The 21,082-nt window shown below is 44.4% G+C and carries 9 protein-coding genes, 1 tRNA gene and 1 pseudogene; 7 read left to right on the forward strand and 4 right to left on the reverse strand.

The window, feature by feature from the left end:
* Positions 1-130 precede the first annotated feature (130 nt).
* From NC238_10040 to NC238_10050, 3 genes are all read right to left on the reverse strand, one after another.
* Positions 131-1,537, reverse strand: coding sequence for a HAMP domain-containing histidine kinase (locus tag NC238_10040; GenBank protein MCM1566270.1), 1,407 nt, complete (start codon positions 1,535-1,537; stop codon positions 131-133).
* On the reverse strand, positions 1,534-2,205 hold the full coding sequence (locus tag NC238_10045; protein ID MCM1566271.1) for a response regulator transcription factor: 672 nt from the start codon (positions 2,203-2,205) through the stop codon (positions 1,534-1,536). Before NC238_10045 ends, NC238_10040 begins: the two co-directional genes overlap by 4 nt.
* 93 nt (positions 2,206-2,298) lie before the next feature.
* Positions 2,299-3,462 carry a M20 family metallopeptidase gene (locus NC238_10050; protein MCM1566272.1) on the reverse strand — a complete coding sequence of 388 codons (1,164 nt, stop codon included), beginning with the start codon at positions 3,460-3,462 and terminating at the stop codon, positions 2,299-2,301.
* A gap of 181 nt (positions 3,463-3,643) precedes the next feature.
* Here NC238_10050 and NC238_10055 point away from each other — a divergent pair, with 181 nt between their 5' ends.
* The 7 genes and pseudogenes from NC238_10055 to NC238_10085 all read left to right on the forward strand — a co-directional run bounded on the left by NC238_10055 (position 3,644) and on the right by NC238_10085 (position 20,194).
* Positions 3,644-4,996: an MATE family efflux transporter gene (locus tag NC238_10055; protein ID MCM1566273.1), complete on the forward strand. Its 1,353-nt coding sequence runs from the start codon at positions 3,644-3,646 to the stop codon at positions 4,994-4,996.
* A 63-nt stretch (positions 4,997-5,059) separates the two neighbouring features.
* A complete protein-coding gene (gene pepF, locus NC238_10060) occupies positions 5,060-6,889 on the forward strand; it encodes an oligoendopeptidase F (protein MCM1566274.1) in 1,830 nt (609 codons plus the stop codon).
* A 70-nt stretch (positions 6,890-6,959) separates the two neighbouring features.
* A tRNA-Ala gene (locus tag NC238_10065) sits at positions 6,960-7,035 on the forward strand.
* A 522-nt stretch (positions 7,036-7,557) separates the two neighbouring features.
* A pseudogene (locus NC238_10070) lies at positions 7,558-7,716 on the forward strand (helix-turn-helix domain-containing protein).
* Positions 7,717-9,285: 1,569 nt separating this feature from the next.
* Positions 9,286-10,341 carry a LuxR C-terminal-related transcriptional regulator gene (locus NC238_10075; GenBank protein MCM1566275.1) on the forward strand — a complete coding sequence of 352 codons (1,056 nt, stop codon included), beginning with the start codon at positions 9,286-9,288 and terminating at the stop codon, positions 10,339-10,341.
* A gap of 174 nt (positions 10,342-10,515) precedes the next feature.
* Complete coding sequence (locus NC238_10080) at positions 10,516-13,140, forward strand: LuxR C-terminal-related transcriptional regulator (protein MCM1566276.1); 2,625 nt, start codon at positions 10,516-10,518, stop codon at positions 13,138-13,140.
* Positions 13,141-13,372: 232 nt separating this feature from the next.
* Entirely contained in the window at positions 13,373-20,194 is a 6,822-nt protein-coding gene (locus NC238_10085) for a leucine-rich repeat protein (protein ID MCM1566277.1), read from the forward strand.
* A 127-nt stretch (positions 20,195-20,321) separates the two neighbouring features.
* Here NC238_10085 and NC238_10090 read toward each other — a convergent pair whose 3' ends face one another.
* Complete coding sequence (locus tag NC238_10090) at positions 20,322-20,600, reverse strand: S-layer homology domain-containing protein (GenBank protein ID MCM1566278.1); 279 nt, start codon at positions 20,598-20,600, stop codon at positions 20,322-20,324.
* Positions 20,601-21,082: the final 482 nt, after the last annotated feature.

Here is a 21,082-nt window from a genome sequence, read left to right on the forward strand (position 1 = left end):
TGCTGAATAACCTTAATTTTGTCTACATATTCAATTTTTTGCAGCCACCGCAAGATGGCTTGTTTGCTATGCACTTACGAGAATGGATAATCTCTACTATTCTTTTTCAACCTTATCCTCCAAATCCGAATTAAGCAATGGTTATTACAATTTTTGTGCCTTCTCCGGGTATACTGCTAATCTCTATATTTCCACCATGCTTCTCTATTATTTCCTTCACAATAGACAAGCCTAAGCCCCAGCCCTCATTATGACTGTTCCTGGATTGTTCGACCTTGTAGTAAGGGTCAAATACATTTTCAAGGTTTTTCTGATCCATTCCACAGCCGTAGTCTGTAATCTCAAACCTTATACCCTTCTGCTTCTTCAGGCTTATATCAATAATTGGAGACTTACTGTACTTGATAGAGTTATCAATAAGGTTAATAACCACCTGTTTAAAGAGATCAGGGTCCACCTTCCAGGTGATATCCTCCAAATCCAATCTGCAGCTTGTGTCATATCTCTTCATTTTGTAGAACATAGAATTACATGCATCTTCAATAAGCTTTTTAAGGTTTGAATCAGACTTATTTAATTCAAAGCTGTAGTTTTTTAGCTTTGAGAGCTCAAGCAGTCGCTCCATCATCTTCAGCATTCTTTTTCCTTCTGAAGTAATATAGAACAAGCTTTTGTCTTTTACCTCCTCATCATTGGTTTTCCATAAAAGCTCTGTATAACCCAGAATGGTGGTGAGGGGGGTGCGGATTTCATGGGTGAAATTATCAAAAAAATACTTCTGCTTTTCTTTTTCATAGCTAAGCTTGGTTATCATGTCCTTTATGCTGTCTGCCATTGAGTTAAATGTCGTTGACAGTTCACCAACCTCATCCTTGGTAACCGCAGGTGCACGGCTTTCAAAATTTCCTTCTGAGAATTGCTTGGTTGCTTCATTCAGCATCTTTATTGGCTTGGTTATCCTATTAGAAATAATAGTGCTGCCCAGCATCAATAGAATTGACAGAAAGACACCGGTAAAAACAAACATTCTTACTGTGTTATTCTTCATATTGTCTGCTTCTGTAAGATCATATATAAAGCCCAGGGAGTAGGAATATCTGTTGCCGATGCTAACAGGTACGGCATAATACAATATTCTATTCTTACCAGGGGTAATTATATACGCCTTTTTCTTACTAAAGGTCTCCTTGATTTCCGGTCTTATTTCTTCTTTGGAGCTTGAAAGCTCCTCAGAATCTCCAAGCAATTCATCACTAGAATATATTTGAACCCTGCATTTTACTAAATCCTTAAGCACAGAGGCAAGGTAGTTGGCACTTGTATTCATAACAGAAGGGACTTCAAAATCGTTAGGAGCTTTGCTAAGCGCATATTGCTCAATATAAATTGCTGAGTAATTGCCTTGGGTTTCCAGATATTTAAGGGCGGTACGAAGATTGTAATTATCTGTTATCTGAGTAATTATAGTTCCTAATATTATGAGCATGAAAAAAAGAGCACTCATGTTTAGTGCAATAATTTTATGCTTCAGCTTCATACTTGAACCTCAAATTTATAGCCTATACCGAATACTGTTTTTATAAAGAAGTTGTACTTACCTAGCTTCTTGCGCAGTCTCTGCACATGCATGTCCACAGTTCTGCTGTCACCGATGTATTCAAACTTCCATACTAATTCAAGAAGGTTTTCTCTGGAAAAAACCTTTCTCTGATTCTCGCATAAGACCAGTAGAAGGTCATATTCCTTTGGGGTTAACACGATTTCTTCATTATCGATATATACTTGCCTTTCAGAGGTATTGACTACTATGGGACCCAATTCTATATTTGTATCTTCTTTAACAACGGATTTGTTAATTCGCCTGAGGACGGTTTTTATCCTGGCGGATAATTCCCTGCTGTCGAAGGGCTTGGTGATATAGTCATCGGCACCTAGCTCAAGACCAAACAGCTTGTCCTTGATATCATTTTTTGCAGTAAGCATTATTATGGGGATACTGAGATTCTGGAGCTTCTTACATACTTCAAAGCCGCTGATATCGGGAAGCATGATGTCAAGTATTATCAGGTCGGGTGCAAATGTAGGTGCGGCCATGAGTGCTTGCTGGCCGGTATAGCAAGTACAAGTATCGAAGCCTTCCAATTCAAGATTTATCTTTATAAGATCAACAATTGCCGGCTCGTCATCAACTATAAGGACTTTCAATAGAATCACCTGCCTAATATTTTTCGTGAAATTGCGGTTTATACTAATTTTATCATAAAACTACTGTAGTGTTGTATATATTTTGTAACTTCATTATCTTTCTATGGTGGCAAATTCTTCTTTTATCCGTTTCAGGAGCTCTTTGTCTGTCAATACATCGTAGCCGGTAAGGGCAAGAGCGCAAGAACCTTTGACCAGAGCATCATGGGCTCTTTCCGTCAAAGTCGCATCTCTGAATTCAGATGTATGACCTACGAGGCTGGTATCCGATATGGATATGTAAGGGTGAATTGCAGGAACCACATAGCTTACATTGCCCATGTCCAAAGAACCGTAGCTTGATCTTTCAGGATGTATTTCATTTATGCCGGCAAGCTTGAGGTTTTCTATGAAGGCCTTGGAAAGACTTTGATTTGTATTCATGTCATCATAGGAAATCTCATAGTTGCTTATTTCCAAGTCGGCATCAGTCATAAGAGCAGCTCCCCTGGCTATGTTCTTTACTTTTTCATTTATTTCCTTGAGATATTTCTTCTTTCCGGCTCTTACATAGAATTGTGCAATTGCTTTGTCAGGCACTACATTGGCAGCTTTTCCGCCTTCCTTTATTATTCCGTGTATCCGTACATCAGATGTAACGTGCTGTCTTAAGGAATTTATTCCGTTAAAGGTGAGTATGACAGCATCCAATGCATTGATACCTTTATGAGGAGAGGAGGCTGCATGACTTGCCCTGCCGGTAAAGTCGAACTGTAATGCATCCATTGCCAGAGAACTGCCACTTTCATAGGTTTTATCCTCAGGATGCAATATCATCGCTACATCAATGTCCTTAAATACACCCTTTTTGGCCATGTCCACCTTAGCCCCGTCGGTTTCCTCGGCGGGGGTACCAAGTACTACGATACGACCTCCTGTTTTTTCAAGAACCTTGCTGAGACCGACAGCAGCGCCACAGCTCATGGTGCCTATCATATTGTGGCCACAGCCATGACCTATACCAGGCAAGGAATCATATTCACAAAGAAAGGCTACTGTGGGTCCGGCCTTTCCGCTATTATATTCTGACTTAAATGCTGTGGGTTTGCCGATGATATTTGTTTCTACTGAGAATCCTTGAGCTTTAAGAAAGGAGGTCAGCTTTTCAACTGCCAAAAACTCCTGATTACCCAATTCCGGGTTGTTGCCAATATAGTCACTTATTTCAGATAGCTGTTCTCTAAGAGCATGGATTTCTTTTTCAATAATATTCTTCATTATTATTCCCTTTCATGGATACTATTTTGTGTATATTATTTGTATAATCATTGTTATAGATACTTAAAATTTTGCTTCGTTATATTTAGATGAGGATGAAATTTGATGTAGAAATAATCGTTAATAAGAGGTAAAATAGGAAATATAAACTATAATAGCGGAGGATTATATGGGGCATTCAATGGAGCAAAAAAGCCTGTTAAAGGGGATACTGACACTTTCAATACCGACAATGCTTGGGATGATGTTTGAGACACTTTATGAAATAGTTGACATGGCATGGGTTGCGAAAATATCAATTAATTCAGTAGCTGCTGTGACAATATTTTCAACAGTATGGTGGATATTGAATACGGTTAATGATATAGTTGGGACTAGTTCAGTAACAATTATATCCAGATTTTACGGCTCGGGTAATAAGGAAAAAACTGTAGAAGCAATAGAACAGACAATTATAATAAAGTTTATTCTGGCTCTTATAGTGGGAATTGTAATGAGCGTTCTTATACCATATATACTAGGCCCCTTGGCAGGAAACATGGATGTATTGGGGCAATCTACTGCCTATGGAAGAATAAGGCTAATAACGCTTCCCCTTGCATTTTCTTCTTATTCTGTGAATACAGCCTTGCGATGTATAGGTGATGCTAAAAAGCCGCTATATATCATGGCTTTATCCGGAATCTTGAATATGATTCTTGACCCTATTATGATATTTGACGTTGTACCCTATATTGGGATTAGGGGAATGGGATTAGGGGTATCCGGAGCTGCCTATGCTACGGTAATATCTCAGGCAATGGCTTTTATTGTAGGACTGTATATACTAATGTCAGGCAGGTCCTTTATAAAGGTTGGCTTTAATAGGGGGATATACTTTGTAAAATCCATAGATATAAAGCTGATAAAAATAGGTTTACCTACAGGGCTGGAGGGTCTGCTCAGGAATACAGGTAGTTTTATAATAATGAGATTTATAGCCTCATATGGAGTGGTTGTTGTAGCTGCTTTTGGAATATGTATAAGAATTATCGGTCTCATTGTAATGCCTATTTTTGGCTTGCAGATGGGTACCGGTGTAATTGTAGGCCAGAGTCTTGGCTCGGCAGACTGCGAAAGGGCAGAAGAAGCAGGACACCTTACCGCTAAGCTATCCTTTGGGTTTATGTTTGCGACGGGAATTGCATTAGTATTGGTTCCGGGCTTAATTATGAATATTTTTACAGCAAGTGAAGAAATAATAGGGATAGGAACTTCATTTTTGAGATACTTTGCTATTGCGGCACTCTTTATGGGTCCGGCTGGTTCATTGGCTTCAATACTATATGGCGCTGGGGATAATGTCCCTTCAATGCTCGGAGCATTGATCTCCATCTGGCTTGTACAGATACCCCTTTTATTTACGTTTGTACAGCTGCTACAGCTAAGTGTTGAATGGGTATGGTTTTCCTATATTATTGCTTATGCAGTTCACTACGTAGTCATTTTGCACTATGTAAAAAAAGGTAAATGGAAAAATACTTGTGTGATATAGAAGAAAGTCGCTGGTCACTAGTCGCTAGTCACTAGATTTAGCAGGGCGTTGGAGAATTTTTTTATGAAGAGAGGGATTATGATGATTAATAAGGGTTCGAGTATACCTAAGAGAAATGAGATTTCGGGGGAATATAAATGGAAGCTTGAAGATATTTATGCTTCTAATGATTTTTGGGAGGCAGATTATAAAAAGGTAAAGAATATGGCGGATTTGATGGCTCCTTTTAAGTCGAATATGGCTGAAAGTGCATTAAAGCTTCTTGAATGTCTTAACCTGAGTACTGATATGACCAGACTTTTTGAGAAGGTATATGTATATGCTCATATGAGAAGTCATGAGGACAGTAACGATTCTTTCTATCAGGGACTTGCTGATAGGGTTGATTCTTTGGGAGTCACGATAAATAGTGCTAATTCCTTTATCATACCGGGTATTCTTGATATTCCCGACGAAAAGCTTGAGGGTTTTCTTAAAGAAAATGAAGCTTTGATGCATTATAAAAGATTCCTGGAGGAAATAAGGAGAATGAAGCCTCATGTGCTAAATGCCAGCGAGGAGCAGCTTTTAGCCATGACAGGAGAAATGGCTCAGGCTCCGGAGACTATATTTAGCATGCTAAATAATGCGGATATTAAGTTCCCATATATAAAGGATGAAAAGGGAAATGAAGTGGAGCTTACAAAGGGCAGGTACTCACAATTCATGGAAAGCGATGACAGGAAAGTAAGGAAGGCTGCCTTCGACGGGATGTACAGCACTTATTCCAAACAGAAAAATACACTGGCAGCTCTCCTAAATGCCAATGTAAAAGCAAATATATTCAGTACAAGAGTAAGAAAGTATGGTTCCGCAAGAGAAGAATCACTTTTTGCAGATAATGTGCCCATAGAGGTATATGACAATCTCATAAAAGCCATGGATGACAATATGAAGCTGATGCACAGGTATGTTAAGCTCAGGAAGAAGATAATGGGACTTGATGAGCTTCATATGTACGACCTTTATGTACCGATGATAAAAGAAGGAAAAATGGAAATACCCTTTGAAGATGCAAAGAAAACTGTCAAGGAAGGCTTGCAGGTAATGGGAGAGGATTATGGCAAAGATCTTGAAAAAGGATTGAACTCAGGTTGGATAGATGTTTATGAGAATGAAGGGAAGAGGAGCGGAGCATACTCTTGGGGCTGCTACGACTCGCATCCTTACGTGCTTCTGAATCATACGGATACTCTGAATAATATGTTCACCCTTGCACATGAGATGGGCCATGCACTACATAGCTATTACTCAGACAGCAATCAGCCATATATATATGCACAGTATAAAATATTTGTAGCCGAGGTAGCATCTACCCTTAATGAATCCCTGGTAATGAATCATCTTCTAAAGACTACTGATGATAAAACAAAGAAGATGTATCTTCTGAACTACTTTATGGAGCAATTCAGAACTACAGTATACAGGCAAACAATGTTTGCTGAATTTGAGAAAATAATCCACGAAAAGGCTGAGGCTGGAGAGGCTTTGACTGCTGAACTGCTGTGCTCGATATATCGAGATTTAAACATCAAATATTATGGGCCGGATATAGTTATAGATGATTATATTGATATGGAGTGGGCTAGAATTCCGCATTTTTATACCAGCTTCTATGTATACAAATATGCAACAGGCTTCTCAGCGGCGGTATCAATATCACAGCAGATACTGAAGGAAGGACAGCCTGCAGTAGACCGTTATTTGAAGTTTCTGAAGAGCGGTGGCTCTGATTATCCTATAGAGCTTTTGAAAATTGCTAATGTTGATATGTCAACAACAGAGCCGGTGGACAATGCACTAAAACTGTTCGGTAGCTTGCTTGACCAGATGGAGGAGCTTCTGGAGAAATAGGCAAGTAAATATTTGCAGTTGAATTTTTGTTGAAACTGATATAGAATAAAAGTTGGCAAAACAAAAAAGTGGGGGTATGGCGCAGCTGGGAGCGCGCTTGAATGGCATTCAAGAGGCCAGGGGTTCGATCCCCCTTATCTCCACCAAATAAGAGAATTAAAACACTTGCTATTAGTAAGTGTTTTTTTGATTATCATACACACTGGGATCGAACCCGAGAGGGCAATTTGCGTAAAGAAAATGCCCCGGTGTGGGCATTTTTAGCAAATTGTGCTGAGCCGTAAGGCGAAGCAGCAGTATGCAAGCAAAGCGCAGCAGACGGCAATCCCCCTTATCTCCACCAAACGTAAACTAGAGCACTTGCTTTTTGGGCAAGTGCTTTTTTCTTACCGTACAAGATCGGGCACTTGATAAATATCGATGCTTGGAGCTATAACTCTTTTAAGAGAGCAAAGGGAGGATGCGCGGGAGGAAGCGGAAACAGAAGCGGCCAAGTCGGGCGGCCCGGTATATACGCCAAATGCTTCCCCGTCAAGATGAGCCTCTCACTTTAAGAAATTTATAACAAATTAAATAAATAAATTCGCCAATAAGTGACATAATAAATTGATAATTTCGAGATTTCGAAGTAAAATTACACTAATAGAATGATTTCGGCAGGTGAGGAAATGGAGTATTTAACTGTGAAAGAAGCTTGTGAAAAATGGGGTATCACAAGCAGGATGGTGAATTATTATTGCTCGGAAGGCCGAGTTGAAGGCGCTGTAAAGAAAGGTAATCTGTGGCTTGTACCCAAGGATAGCCAAAAACCGGCAAGCGGGAAAAGCCTCCTTAGGCGAAAGGCTTATAAAGTAAGCGGTAAAGCGAAAAATACCGTTCAAATTGCTGATACAAAGCTTTGTCCGCCAAGAATGAGCAAAAACATAATCAAACGACAAAATATAGAGAAAAAGCTTGAACTCCTGTCGGAATATAAGCTCGTCCTTGTAACCGCACCTGCCGGATACGGAAAAACCACAGCCGCAGTAAATTTTCTTGAAAATTCAGATGCAAGGTATGCGTGGTTCTCTATTGATGAGGCCGACAATGATCCGGTGAGATTCTGGAATTACATAAAAGCATCCTTTGCCCAATGCCTTAAAGATGAAGAAATCTTAAAGGATGTCTCGGTTAATGCGGAGTTTGTAACCTCCAATATTACAGTTGACCTGATGATTAACATTCTCAGTGGCGTAAATGAGAACCTTGTCCTCGTAATCGACGATTATCATCTGATTCATAATGCAAGCATTTTAAAAAGCGTAGCCTATTTTGTTAAATATATGCCCCCGAAGCTTGGCATGATTATTCTCAGTCGTGAAGAAAACGAGGAACTATATAAACTCTGTACCAGAGAAACCGCCATCAGTCTCAGTCTTAAAGATCTGGCATTTAGTCCGGATGAAACGAATGAATTCCTGATACAAAGGGAGATATGCTTGACCGGGGACGATATCAAGGTATTGGATGAAAGTATTGAGGGATGGGCTGCAGGACTTGTCGCGGCATCCTTTTCCATCAAAGAGAGCAATGGTATCAGCGAGACTGTTAGGGGGTTTTCCGCGAAAGACAGAAGTATTAACCGGCTGCTGGAGCAAGAAGTTTTCATGAGGTGTCCCGCCCAAGTTCGTGAATTTCTTTTACACACGGCATTTCTGGATAAACTTTCCGGTTCGCTTTGCTCACAGGTTACCGGCAAAGCACAAAGCACGGAATTACTCAGTATGCTTTCGAGAACAAACAGCTTCATCATTCCGCTGGATCGTGAGGATGAGTGGTTCAGATACCATCATCTCTTTCAGGAGTTTCTGATGTCAAAGCTCGAACAGGAAGAAGCATCTTCACTCCGTACGCTTTATAACCTCGCAGGTCAGTGGTATCAGGAGAACGGGTTTATCCGGGACGCCATCAACTGGTATTTAAAAGCGGAGGAATACGAGAGAGCTTTTCCGCTTGTATGGGGTATTTACCTGACAATTACCCAGAACGGCGAGTATTCAACATGGCATAAATGGATGTCCAGCATTCCGGAAGAGCTCTGGGAAAATGACGTGCAGTCCTGTACCGGGCTTTCATGGGTATTGTCCATGGAAAACCAGCTTGATAAGGCGGAAAAATGGGCCTGCAAGGCACAAACATGTTTAGAACGAATGAAAGGCGTCCTTGCTCAAAAACAAAAAGATTTCCTTGAAGCAAATATCGCAATGGCTTTTGCTAATACAGAGGTTTTCAGAATGGATGCCGCAGCCGCCCTTGGATATTATAGAAAAATTTGCGACTTAAAGCTGCATACCCCCATTGTTGTGGGAGAGATGAATTCATGCGAACCGAGCCTTCTAAAGACCGCTTATGGATTCATGGGTAGACTTAGAAAGGTCCATGAAGCCTATGAGAGCGTTATTGACGACACGCCAAGAGTATTGGGCAATTTTTCCGCTTACATTTCCGTGGCACTTGCCGAATGCCAATACGAGCGTGGAGATCTTGACACGGTATACGCTACGCTGGTAAAGAGCATGGGAAGAATAACCGGACTGAAAAGCCCCGGAATTATCGTTCCCTGTTTTATTACGCTTTCAAAAGTAAAAAAAGCCAGGGGTGATATTCCCGGAGCGTATGAAATCATAGAATCGGGCAGAGCAATACTTGACAATAAAAAGAGCGTCTGGAGTTATTTTTTGGATGTATTTACTGCCAGCCTTTATATAAGCAAAGGAGACGCGGACAGCGCGGCAAAACGTATAGCAGCGGATCGTCTGGGGGTATTTGACGCTATTTCCGCTTCCCGTGAATTTGAATATATAGTTTTCGCAAGATATTTAATACTGATCAACCGGTTAGATGAAGCGCTAATCCTATTGAGCAGACTTGTAAATTTTTCAACCATGGAAAACAGGCTTGGAAGCCAAATTGAGGCACTGTGCCTTTCTGCGATTTGCTCCAACCGGATGGGAGAGACCTCAAATGCAATGCTTGCGCTCCATGAAGCGCTGGAGCTGGGCTTTCAAGACGGTTATACGCGTACATTTACCGATGAAGGTCAGCCCATGGCCGATTTACTGGCAAACTACAGGGCATGGATCAGACAAAACGGAAATGAAAAGTACGAAAAATATTCCAAACATTTACTGAAGCTGACAAAAGAGAATATTCGGATACATATAGCAATAACGCTGCATGACGAAATTGCGGCTTCCGGAGAGACCACCACCCTGAATACATTAAGAGAGAGGGAGCTAGCGGTTTTGAAGCTTCTTGTAGAGGAACTCTCAAATCAGGAGATAGCGGAAAAGCTTTTTGTATCGGTCAGAACAGTAAAGCATTATAATGCACAAATATTTGAAAAGATTGGGGTTAAGAACCGGCTTGAAGCAATTATAAAAGCCAGGGAACTTGGTATCGGGATTAGGTAAGGAAATCTAATCGTAAAGAAAGCAGTACTGCCCGCAAATGAAGCGTGGGCACGCTGCTTTTTCTTTTGTAAAATTGTACTCCGGTACAATTACGAAATGAGCAATAGCATGATAAATTTATAGATGAGCACCGTAAAGAAGTTTTTTCTATTTGTTCATTACGGGGAGGTTTTTATGGCCGAAAATGATGACTTAACCGGGCGTGGATTAATCAAAACCAAGTATAACAAGCCGGGAATCAGCCATAACCTGATTCCCCGGCAGTGTATCGTTGAAAAGCTGGATCATGCTTTAACACATAAATTGACACTCGTTACGGCGCCCGCTGGCTATGGAAAAACAGCAGCCGTGATTGAATGGCTTGAAAGCAGGCGGCTTCCATCCGCCTGGCTTTCTCTCGACGAATCGGAAAACGAGCCTGTCAGGTTCTGGCGCTACATTATGGCGGCTGTTGTGACAGGGGGATTTGTTCAGCAGAGCAATGTGTTCGAGGATATACCTTTAAGCAAAAAACACGTTTTGTCCAATCTGTTTATTGAATTATTTCTGGAGAAATTGCGTGCTATAGTTGGACATCTTATTATCGTACTGGATGGCTTCCATCTGATCCATGACGAGCTCGTACAGAAAAGTCTGGAACACTTTATCAAAAATGCGTCCTCCAATATACACATCATTCTTTTGAGCCGCGATGAACTCAACCCTGCGTTGGCGCTGCCGTTTGTCAAAGGTCAGGTACTTCAGCTGGGAAGCAAAGATCTATCCTTCAATTCCGATAAAATAAATCATTTTTTTAAGAAAAGAGGATTTCAGCTTACTTCTGAGGACATCTCATGTCTGGAGGCTTCCACGGAAGGCTGGGTCTTGGGACTCGTGATCGCCGCCTTTACAATGGAAGACGGTATTGACATCCATGAGGCAGTTAGGGGCTTCTCCGGAAGCAACCGGCATATCAGCAGCTTTTTCAGGAGTGAGGTTTTTGACCGTTGGCAGGAAGAAGTGAAAGAGTTCCTGGTCCATACTTCTTTTTTGGACAAGCTGTCCCAGCCCCTTTGCGATAAAGTAACCGGAAATGCTAATAGCAACAAACTCCTGAGAATGCTGTCGGAAAGCAACAGCTTTATCATTCCCCTGGAGCAGGAGAATGGTTGGTTTCGATATCATCATCTTTTTCAGGAGTTTTTGATGAACCTGCTGGAAAAGGAGTCCGTTACGACTCAGCACAGTCTATACGATAAGGCCGGACAATGGTATCTCGAAAACGGATATATCAGTAATGCGATCGATTGCTTTATCAAAGCCAAGGAATTTACAAAAGTGTTTCCGCTGGTTTGGGACATTTATCTCCCGATGACCCAAAATGGTGAGTATTCCACTTGGCGAAAGTGGATGGACCACATGCCTGAAGCACTATGTGAAAGCGACGTCAGAGCCTGTACCGGATATTCCTGGGTATTGTCAATGGAAAACCGGCTTAACGAGGCGGAATTGTGGGCGGATAAGGCCCAGACGTGCTATGACCGTATGAAAGACAGCCTGACGAATGAGGAAAAAGAGTATCTTGAGGCACATATAGCCCTTACATACGCCAATACGGCCATTTTCCGAAGGGATGCGGTAGGGGCGGTTCGCCATTTTAAAAAAGTATGTGAGTTCAATTTACATGCGCCGATTTTTATCGGTGAAATGAATTCGGGAGAACCGAATCTCTTAGATACGCTTTACGGATTTAATGGCAGATTGAATAAAGTTGAGGAAGCTTATTGCGACACCCTCGAAAAATTGCAGGGGCTGCTCGGCGATTTTTCTGCTTACATTGCCGTGACCCTTGCCGAATGTCACTATGAGCAGAACCGTTTGAAAGACGTATATGCAGTACTGAAATTAAACATCGGAAGGATTATCGGACTAAATAATCCCGGAATCATTGTCCCCTGCTTTATTACCTTGGCAAAGGAGAAAAGGGCAAGGGGTGATATCCATGGAGCATTCAAAATAATTGAGTCAGGCAGACACTTATTGACCGGAAAAAGCAAGGCATTTTGGAGCTGCTTCTTTGATGTATTTACGGCAAGCCTTTATATTGGCATGGGAGATACTTGTCGCGCGGAAAAATGGCTGGCAACAAGCCGGGTCGGTATTTTCGACATACTTTCCATGTCCCGTGAATGCGAGCATATTGTTTACGCAAGATATTTAATTCTGACAAACCGGTATGATGACGCGCAGATACTATTGACCCGTCTTGATGACTTTGCGCAAAAGGAAGACCGTTTGAGGAGCAGAATTGAAATACTATGTCTGACGGCAATCAGCTATCATCTGCAGGGGAATGTAAAGGACTCCATGCTTACGCTCCATAAGGCCCTTGAGCTTGGAAGCGCGGAAGGCTATATGCGCACCTTCGCGGACGAGGCTCAGCCTATAGCCGCACTACTGATAAAATACAGAACCTGGGGAAAGCAAACGGGCAACCTTCAATATATCGATTATGCCAATGGCCTTTTAAAACTGACGAAAGCACATATTAAGACCCTTGCCCGCGCACCTGATGCCGACGCGGATGCCGCTTTAAACGGCGAAGCGGCGAGGACGCCGTTAAGCGTAAGGGAATCGATGGTTTTAGGGCTGCTTGCCGACGGGCTTTCCAATCAAGAGATAGCGAACAAGCTTTCTATTACGGTGAGAACCGTAAGACATCACAACGTTCAAATTTGCAAGAAAATGAAGGCCAAAAACCGGCTGGAAGCTATTATAAAGGCGAGAGAATTGAGCTTGGACGGATTCTTGCCCACCTAAGTAACAGCATTGCACGGTTAAAAGACAAAGTCAATTTCTTCCCAAAATTGTACCCTGGTACAATTACGAAACGCAGTTCATTATGATAGCCTATAATAGAAAATTAGTACAAATTGTAAAATTTATCTGAAATAGAATTCGAGAGGTGACGCTAGTTGAGTACTTTAAAAAACAGACGCAAAAAAATGAAGCCATCAGGACTGCTAACGGCTGATGATAAGAGGTGTGTGAAATGAATAAGATTAAGATGAAGGGCAAAAAAGCGATGGCGCTGCTGCTTTGCACCGTAATGATCTTCGGTTTTGTACCGCTGAAAGCACATGCGACCGAGTATTCGGGCACTGGTTACACATATGATGATACTTCGAAGACTTTAACCATTACGGACAACGATGGTATGACAAACTGGAAAAGCGATTCCAATGTAACAAATGATTTTATTACTTATTTGATTATTGGAAACGAAGTAACAACTGTCCCCGATAACGCTTTTAGCGATCTGCTTTACTTAGCTACAGTATCCGTTGGCAGCAGTGTGACCTCTATCGGGTCATACGCGTTTAGTGGTGATAAATTTTATCAATTCAGTTTTCCTTCGGGCAGTTCCCTAACATCAATAGGGAATTACGCGTTTACTAATAATACAGGCTTTACTTCCTTCACGCTCCCGGACAGCGTGGAAACCATTGGTGACCATGCCTTTGAAGGATGCACCGCTCTGACTTCGTTTACGCTTCCGAGCACCATTACTTCCATAGGCAATTATGTATTCGCCTCATGCGGCTTTACATCGCTCACAATTCCGGATACCGTGACCTCTATCGGCGATTACTCATATTCTTTATGCACTTCCTTAACGGGAGTCACAGTTTCCGACAGTGTCTATTCAGTTGGCGCAAATGCTTTCAGCGGCTGTACAGCGCTAACTTCCGCGTATTTCCCTGATATGACAGCCCCGACAGTCGAGGCAGGCGCCTTTGCAAATTGCGCGTCGGGATTCTCTATTTACTATCCCCTCGGTGCAACGGGCTATGATTCGCTCGGCTATTTGTCGCAAACCCCTTACGGCTCTGATATCTCAATCAGCGGAAATATCGTTATCAATTTCGCCGAGACAATGGATACCGAAATGCCTGGAACTGTGACACTCACATCATTGGACGGAAGCAGAACGCTCAGTTCGGGAGCCTGGTCAGGAAACACCTTTACGATTCCATACACAGGTCTTGCCTACGAAACCGAGTATACGGTTGCGGCTACAGGCTTCAAGAATTCCTCAAACGCAGACGTCGCGGTATCAAGCCACGAGTTTACGACCGTTTCTGTGAGCGGCGCCCCGACCGTATCAGTCGTCACACCGAGCGGCACGGACATTAATAACAATGGCAATATCGTTATCACCTTCAGCGAGGCGATGGATGAAACAATGGGTACGGTGTCGCTGGACGGCGGCAGCACATACCTTTCCGGCGGCAGTTGGTCGGCGGACGGTCAAACATATACGATTCCCTATTCCAATATTGCATATGGTACAATGCATACTGTTACGATTATGGGGTTCAAGGACGCGGCGGGGACTGAGATGACGATGGACAGCACGCACTCGTTCACAACGCATACAGCGCCTGATGCCATAAACTGCGACCTGTATTACGGCAGTATTACGGTTTCCGGCAGCACGCTTACCTATTATGACAACACAAGCGCTCAGGTATCCCAGACCATCAATTCTTACGACAACATCGTCATAATGCAGACAAACAGCACAACCGCGACAGCCAACACCATAACTGTCGACTACGGAACCACGGCAAAAATTACGCTCAGCGGCGTGAATATATCTGCCGGAGCGCCCTTTAGCGTCAAAGGGTCGATTTATGGAACGACCTTGAATCTGCTGCTGGTGGGCGACAATACGCTCACAGCCACGGCAGATAAGTGTTCCGGACTTGATGTTGACTGTGACTCAACTCTGAATATACTTCCATGCGACGGTTCGCTCACGGCGACTGGCGCCAAGTGGGGTGCTGGCATCGGCAGCTTGATAAAAGCCGGTCAGGTCAATATTTATGGCGGTAACATCACATCATACGGCGGCTCCAAGGGTGCGGGTATCGGAGCGAGTTGCGATGTTGATGGTTATTATAATGAAGACTTTGAAGTAAACATATATGGCGGGACTATAACTGCAACCGGCGGTGAATTTGGTGCGGGCATCGGAAACGCATATTATTCAAGAGGAGATCCCGCAAATTCAAACGGGGGTTCTATTTCCATCAGCGGCGGCACAATCACCACCAACGGCGGTAACTGTGCTGCGGGAATCGGCAGTGGCTACATGAGTAATATAAGTAATATTTCCATCAGCAGCGGCACAGTTACGGCGACTGCAGGTAAAGACGGAGCTGGGATTGGCAGCGGAGAATCAGGAAGCGCTGGCAGCATCGAAATAAGCGGCGGCACGGTTATCGCAAATGCCTATGCCGATGTCGATTATACGGGAAAGGGTGCAGCTATAGGTGGCGGATATGGTGCTTCGGGTGGAAACATCAAGATAAGCGGCGGCAATGTAACCGCCAATGGTCAACCTCCATACGCCGCGGTCATTGGCAGCGGTTATAACGGGAGTGGAAGTACCGTTGAAATCAGCGGCGGTTTTGTCAAAACCAATGCTGCCAGTAACGGTGGAGCCGCTATAGGCAGTGGTATGTTCGCGGGCAACAGCACGGTTACCATAAACGGCGGTACGGTACTGACGTATGCATACAGTGGAGACGGTCTTATCGGCGATGGAGCAAGCTTAATGAGCGGTACGCCGAGCACCATAAAAATCTCCGGCGGTTCCGTTAAAGCGTTGCCCACAGCAAATCCAACGAGCGACGGGACGACCCCGGTATATAAAACGGTAATCAGCGACCTGCCCACGTCGACTGCGGTCACTTCCGAAATCGATCATTACAGCAGCGACAGCTCCGATGCGGACAAAACCTATGCCGGTTCAAATCCTTGCGTGACAGACAGCAGCGGCAATATCTATCTGTGGCTGCCGGAAAATTCCGCCAAACTTACCACCGTCGTTGTTAAGGATACCTCTGTAGCAGAGAACGGTTATTACGCGGCGAGCGGTTATGTGACCACCGGTACGAACAATTTCACAGAAAGCAGAAATCTGCCCTCCTATATCAGAGCGAGCACCTTGGCTTTGCCCGAGTCCTATACCATGAACGTCAATCAGACACACACCTTCTATGCCGTGGCGGAAGACTGCGCCTACCGAGGGGCGGCCTGGACAAGCAGCAATCCTGAGGTCGCGACGGTGAGCCAGGACGGCGACGGCGTTGTCACAACAGTCGGATGGGGTGAGACGACGATTTCGGCGACCTCCTATGATGGCGGATTTACAGGCAGCTTTGTTTTAAGGGTTGATACGATAGCACCAAGCGGTTACACGGTTTCCATTAATGACAGCGACGGCGTCTATATCAACAAAGCGGATGTCACGGCGGATTCAGACTTTTCGTTCACAATAAGCGGCGCGGAAGTCGGAAGTACCTTGTCCTATACGGTAAACAGAACCACATTTTCATTTAACGCTCATACGTGGCAATGGGAAGAATCATCGCCCGTACTGTATAAATCGGATTCCGTTACCGTGACGGACGCAATGCAGAATGTTTCAATCGGTACGCTGGCCACGGACGGTTCAACGGACGGCAAGTACTATTTGAGCGTTACCCTTACGGATACTGCAGGCAATACAAGCACAGCTATGACGGACGCCATAATCGTTGATACGACTCCGACAAGCGGCGATATTCTCTATTTCAATAATGGCAATAATATCGCATATTCCGAAAACGCAGACAAGGTTTTGACATATTGGTATGATAGTGCTATCTATATGGAGTATAACGCCGTCTTTAAATATACGCTCACAAGCAAAACCGGTGGTTCACCTGTCTCGGGCAGTATTGCCATGACCGAGGAAAACCTCATACCACCGGCTTCATCTTTCAGATTTTATATTGATATGAGCGCGCTTCCCGATGGCGACTTCGATTTTGTATATTCGTTTACCGACCCTGCCGGAAATAAGAGCGCAGATTACACATACACCTATCATAAGGATGTGTCCATACCGACCTGCGACCTCAGTTTCGGACAGGCGGTAATAAACAGTACAAATCAGACGGCGATTTCCTTTACGCTAGATAATATATCCGAAGCTTTAAGATATAAATACACAATAAGCGACGGCACGAACAGTGTGGACAAATCGACTTATAAATCCACTACCGAGACCACCTCGGGAATAAGCAATATCGACCTTAGCTCGCTTTCGGACGGGATGCTTACGCTCACAGTGAAAATGTATGATTCATACGCGAATCTAAATTTCTACACCGCGACGATAATAAAGGACACGATAGCCCCGACGGTCACTCTGCCTGCGGTAAGCACAGCGGCGGCAAGTATCGGACTTAATTTCAACGAGACTGTCAACGCTGTAGAGGGTAAGACGATTACCTGTTCAGACGGTACCGATACCTATACCTACACGATAGCTTCGGCTGATAACTACATAAGTGGCGAAGGCTCCGCGTGCAAGGCGGCGATACCGCTGACAGCCTTCTTAAACGGCAGCAATACGCTGACGCTCGACAGCACCAAAACATATACGGTTAACGTAGACGCAGGCACCTATATGGATACGGCGGGAAATGAGCTTGCCAATGTAAGCCTTGAAATGGTCGTCGCCCCGAAAATTTCACCTGTTACCGGCAGCTTTGACAGGAATCCCGCCAATCAAATCGACGTGCAGACCACCGTCACATGGGGCAGCGCTACCGGCATCACTGACGTAAAGGCTGGGGGAAGTTCCATCGGAGCGGGCAATTATAGCATATCAGGCAATACGCTCACCATAAGGAAGGAATATCTTGCGGCGCAAGCCACAGGAAGCCTTCTACTGACGATTGAATTTAATGAGGGTGCTACTGCTATGCTGACCATAACCATCACCGACACAACGCCGCCCTCCATCAGTCCGGCATCGTGCAATTACGACTTAAGCACCCTCTCTGCCGATGTGACGACAACCATCACATGGAACAGCGCGGCCTCGGTAACGGATGTGGTTTACAGCGTGAGCCCGGATACAACCATTTATATGCTGGACATAAGTAATTACACTGTCTCTGACGACACCTTAACCATAAGCAACAGCTTTTTCTCAGGCCTTTCCCTAACGACAGGTGCCACTCTTGAGTTTAATATAATCTTCAATACAGGAGCTACCTCCACTCTGATGGTAAATGTCGTCAACGGATATATACAGAGCAGTAATGCCGATTTGAGCAGTCTTTCGGTGAACGACACGCCTGTGAGCGGCTTCGACCCGGACGACACCGAATACGATGCGGAATTGCCTTATGGAGCGACCAGTGCTACCGTCTCCGCGACGGCCAACGATTCAAACGCACAGGTCAGCATAACACAGGCTTCCTCCCTGCCCGGCAGCGCCATTGTGTCAGTTACCGCGGAGGATGGAAGTACAACCAGAACATATACGGTCAACCTTACGATAGCGGAACTAATCAGCAAATATACCGTTACCTTCAACAGCAACGGCTCTGAATATGCCACCAAAACCGTCAACGCGGGAACTAGCATCGGAAGCGCGGCTTGGCCGGCTGATCCTGCAAGAAGCAGCTATACCTTCGGAGGCTGGTTTACAGGAGAAAATGGCGCCGGTACACAGTTTATCCCCACGACGCCTGTAAATGCCACAATGACCGTCTATGCAAAATGGACGTACAACGGGGATTCTTCTGGTGGCGGCAGTGATCCTTCTGATGGCGGCAGCACTCCGTCAACGCCGTTAACACCGACCCATAACGCAAATGTGAACACAGGAAGCGGCACTAAAACCACAATTCCGGTAATGGTCGACAAAGATGCCGGAACCGCGTCCATTGATATAGGCTTGCTGAGCCTCAATCAGGACAGAACTATCATCACGATACCATCCATTTCCGATGTTAACGCTTATTCAGTCGGTATACCAGTATCGGAGCTGTTAACGACCGGAGAACAAGGCACGGTGACTGTCAATACTGACATAGGCAGTATTACTGTTCCCTCCAATATGCTGACAGGCGTTGAGGGAATCAGCGGCAGCAAGGCTCAAATCAGCATCGGTCATGGAGATAAGAACGCTTTGCCCCCCGATGTGAAGGCCGCCATCGGCGATAAGCCGTTGATTTCGCTCAGCCTTTCCATTGATGGCAAGCAGACCTATTGGAGCAATCCCAACGCACCGGTCACAGTTTCTATCCCCTATACCCCGACCGCTTCGGAGCTTGCTAACCCGGAGAGCATCGTCATCTGGTACATAGACGGCAGCGGCAATGTGGTATCAGTACCCAACGGGCACTACGACCCGGTTACGGGAACTGTGACCTTCAGCACTACCCATTTCAGCGACTATGCCGTGGCATATAACAAAGTGAGCTTCAATGATGTAGCTGCTGGTGCATGGTATAGCAAAGCAGTGGGCTTTATAGCCGCAAGAGGTATCACAACAGGTACCGGAAACGGTAACTTCAGTCCTGATGCAAAGCTCACTCGCGGTGACTTCCTTGTGATGTTGATGCGTGCCTATGGAATAGCTCCTGCTGAAAATCCTCAGGATAACTTCGCAGACGCAGGCAGCACCTATTATACGGGTTACATGGCGGCGGCAAAACAGCTTGGCATATCCCGGGGTGTAGGCAGCAATATGTTTGCACCTGATAAGGAGATCACCCGTCAGGAAATGTTCACCCTGCTGTATAACGCACTCAAGGGCATTAGACAACTTCCGCAGGGAGATTCCGGCAAGACGATTTCTGACTTCGCCGACGCCGGTCAGACCGACTCATGGGCAAAAGACGCCATGACGCTGTTGGTAGAAACCGGTACCGTCGGTGGAAGCGGCGGAGCGCTCACGCCGCTCAGTACGACTTTCAGGGCAGAAATGGCACAGGTGCTGTTCAATCTGCTGAGGGAGTAATGCAATGAGGCATTTTCTAAAAGGTAAAGGACGTGAATTAGAAATAGAATAAAGCCAAGGGCAAACCCATTAAACAAGCCGCGAGATATCAGAGCATCCCACGGCTTGTTTGCTTATTATATGCTTTTTACTTACCCAGCAGGTTATACAGTACCTGCGCCATTTCCGCTCTGGTGGTCGTGCTCGTCGGAGACAGTTTTCCGGCGTTGCCGCTGACCGTGCCTGTATCAACCAGCAGCGTCAAAGCTTTCTTCGCCCAGGAGTCAATCTGCCCTGCGTCACTGAAACCTGACAGTTTATTACCCGAATCGCCCTGGGGCTGGTCGTCAGCTTCGCTGACTGATCGCTCATGCGTCCCGGGTAGCTGCCCGATAACCTTCAGCGCATTGTACAGCAGAGTGAACATCTCCTGACGGGTGATCTCCTTGCCAGGGAAAGCGCTGAAAAACTAATTCCCTTGAATAAATATACTAAACAAAAAATAATTATACAACTAAAGGGGTTTTGAGATGCATAACCCCTTTTAACCTCCCATAAAATGCTATATTTCTTGCGTTGAATATGGTATAATAAAAGCATGTAAAGCATTGAAAATACGGAGGTTGGGCGTTATGTTAGGAAAGAATAATCCACAGATTGATGTATTTACTCATATGATATTTGATCGATTAATACCTGAAGATCATTTGCTTATCCCTGGATGATGAGGTTCCCGATGATACAACAATCTGTCACTTCAGAACAAACAGGATGGGAGAAGAAAATTCTGACGAATTCTTTAATGAAATCGTCAGAAGATGTATCGAAAAGGATATAGTTAAATCCAAGCGATATTTAATAGATACCACCGATGTTGCTGCGAATGTTAACTTCCCCTCAGACAAAAAG

The sequence above is a fragment of the Dehalobacter sp. genome (genome assembly GCA_023667845.1).
Classification (GTDB): domain Bacteria; phylum Bacillota; class Desulfitobacteriia; order Desulfitobacteriales; family Syntrophobotulaceae; genus Dehalobacter.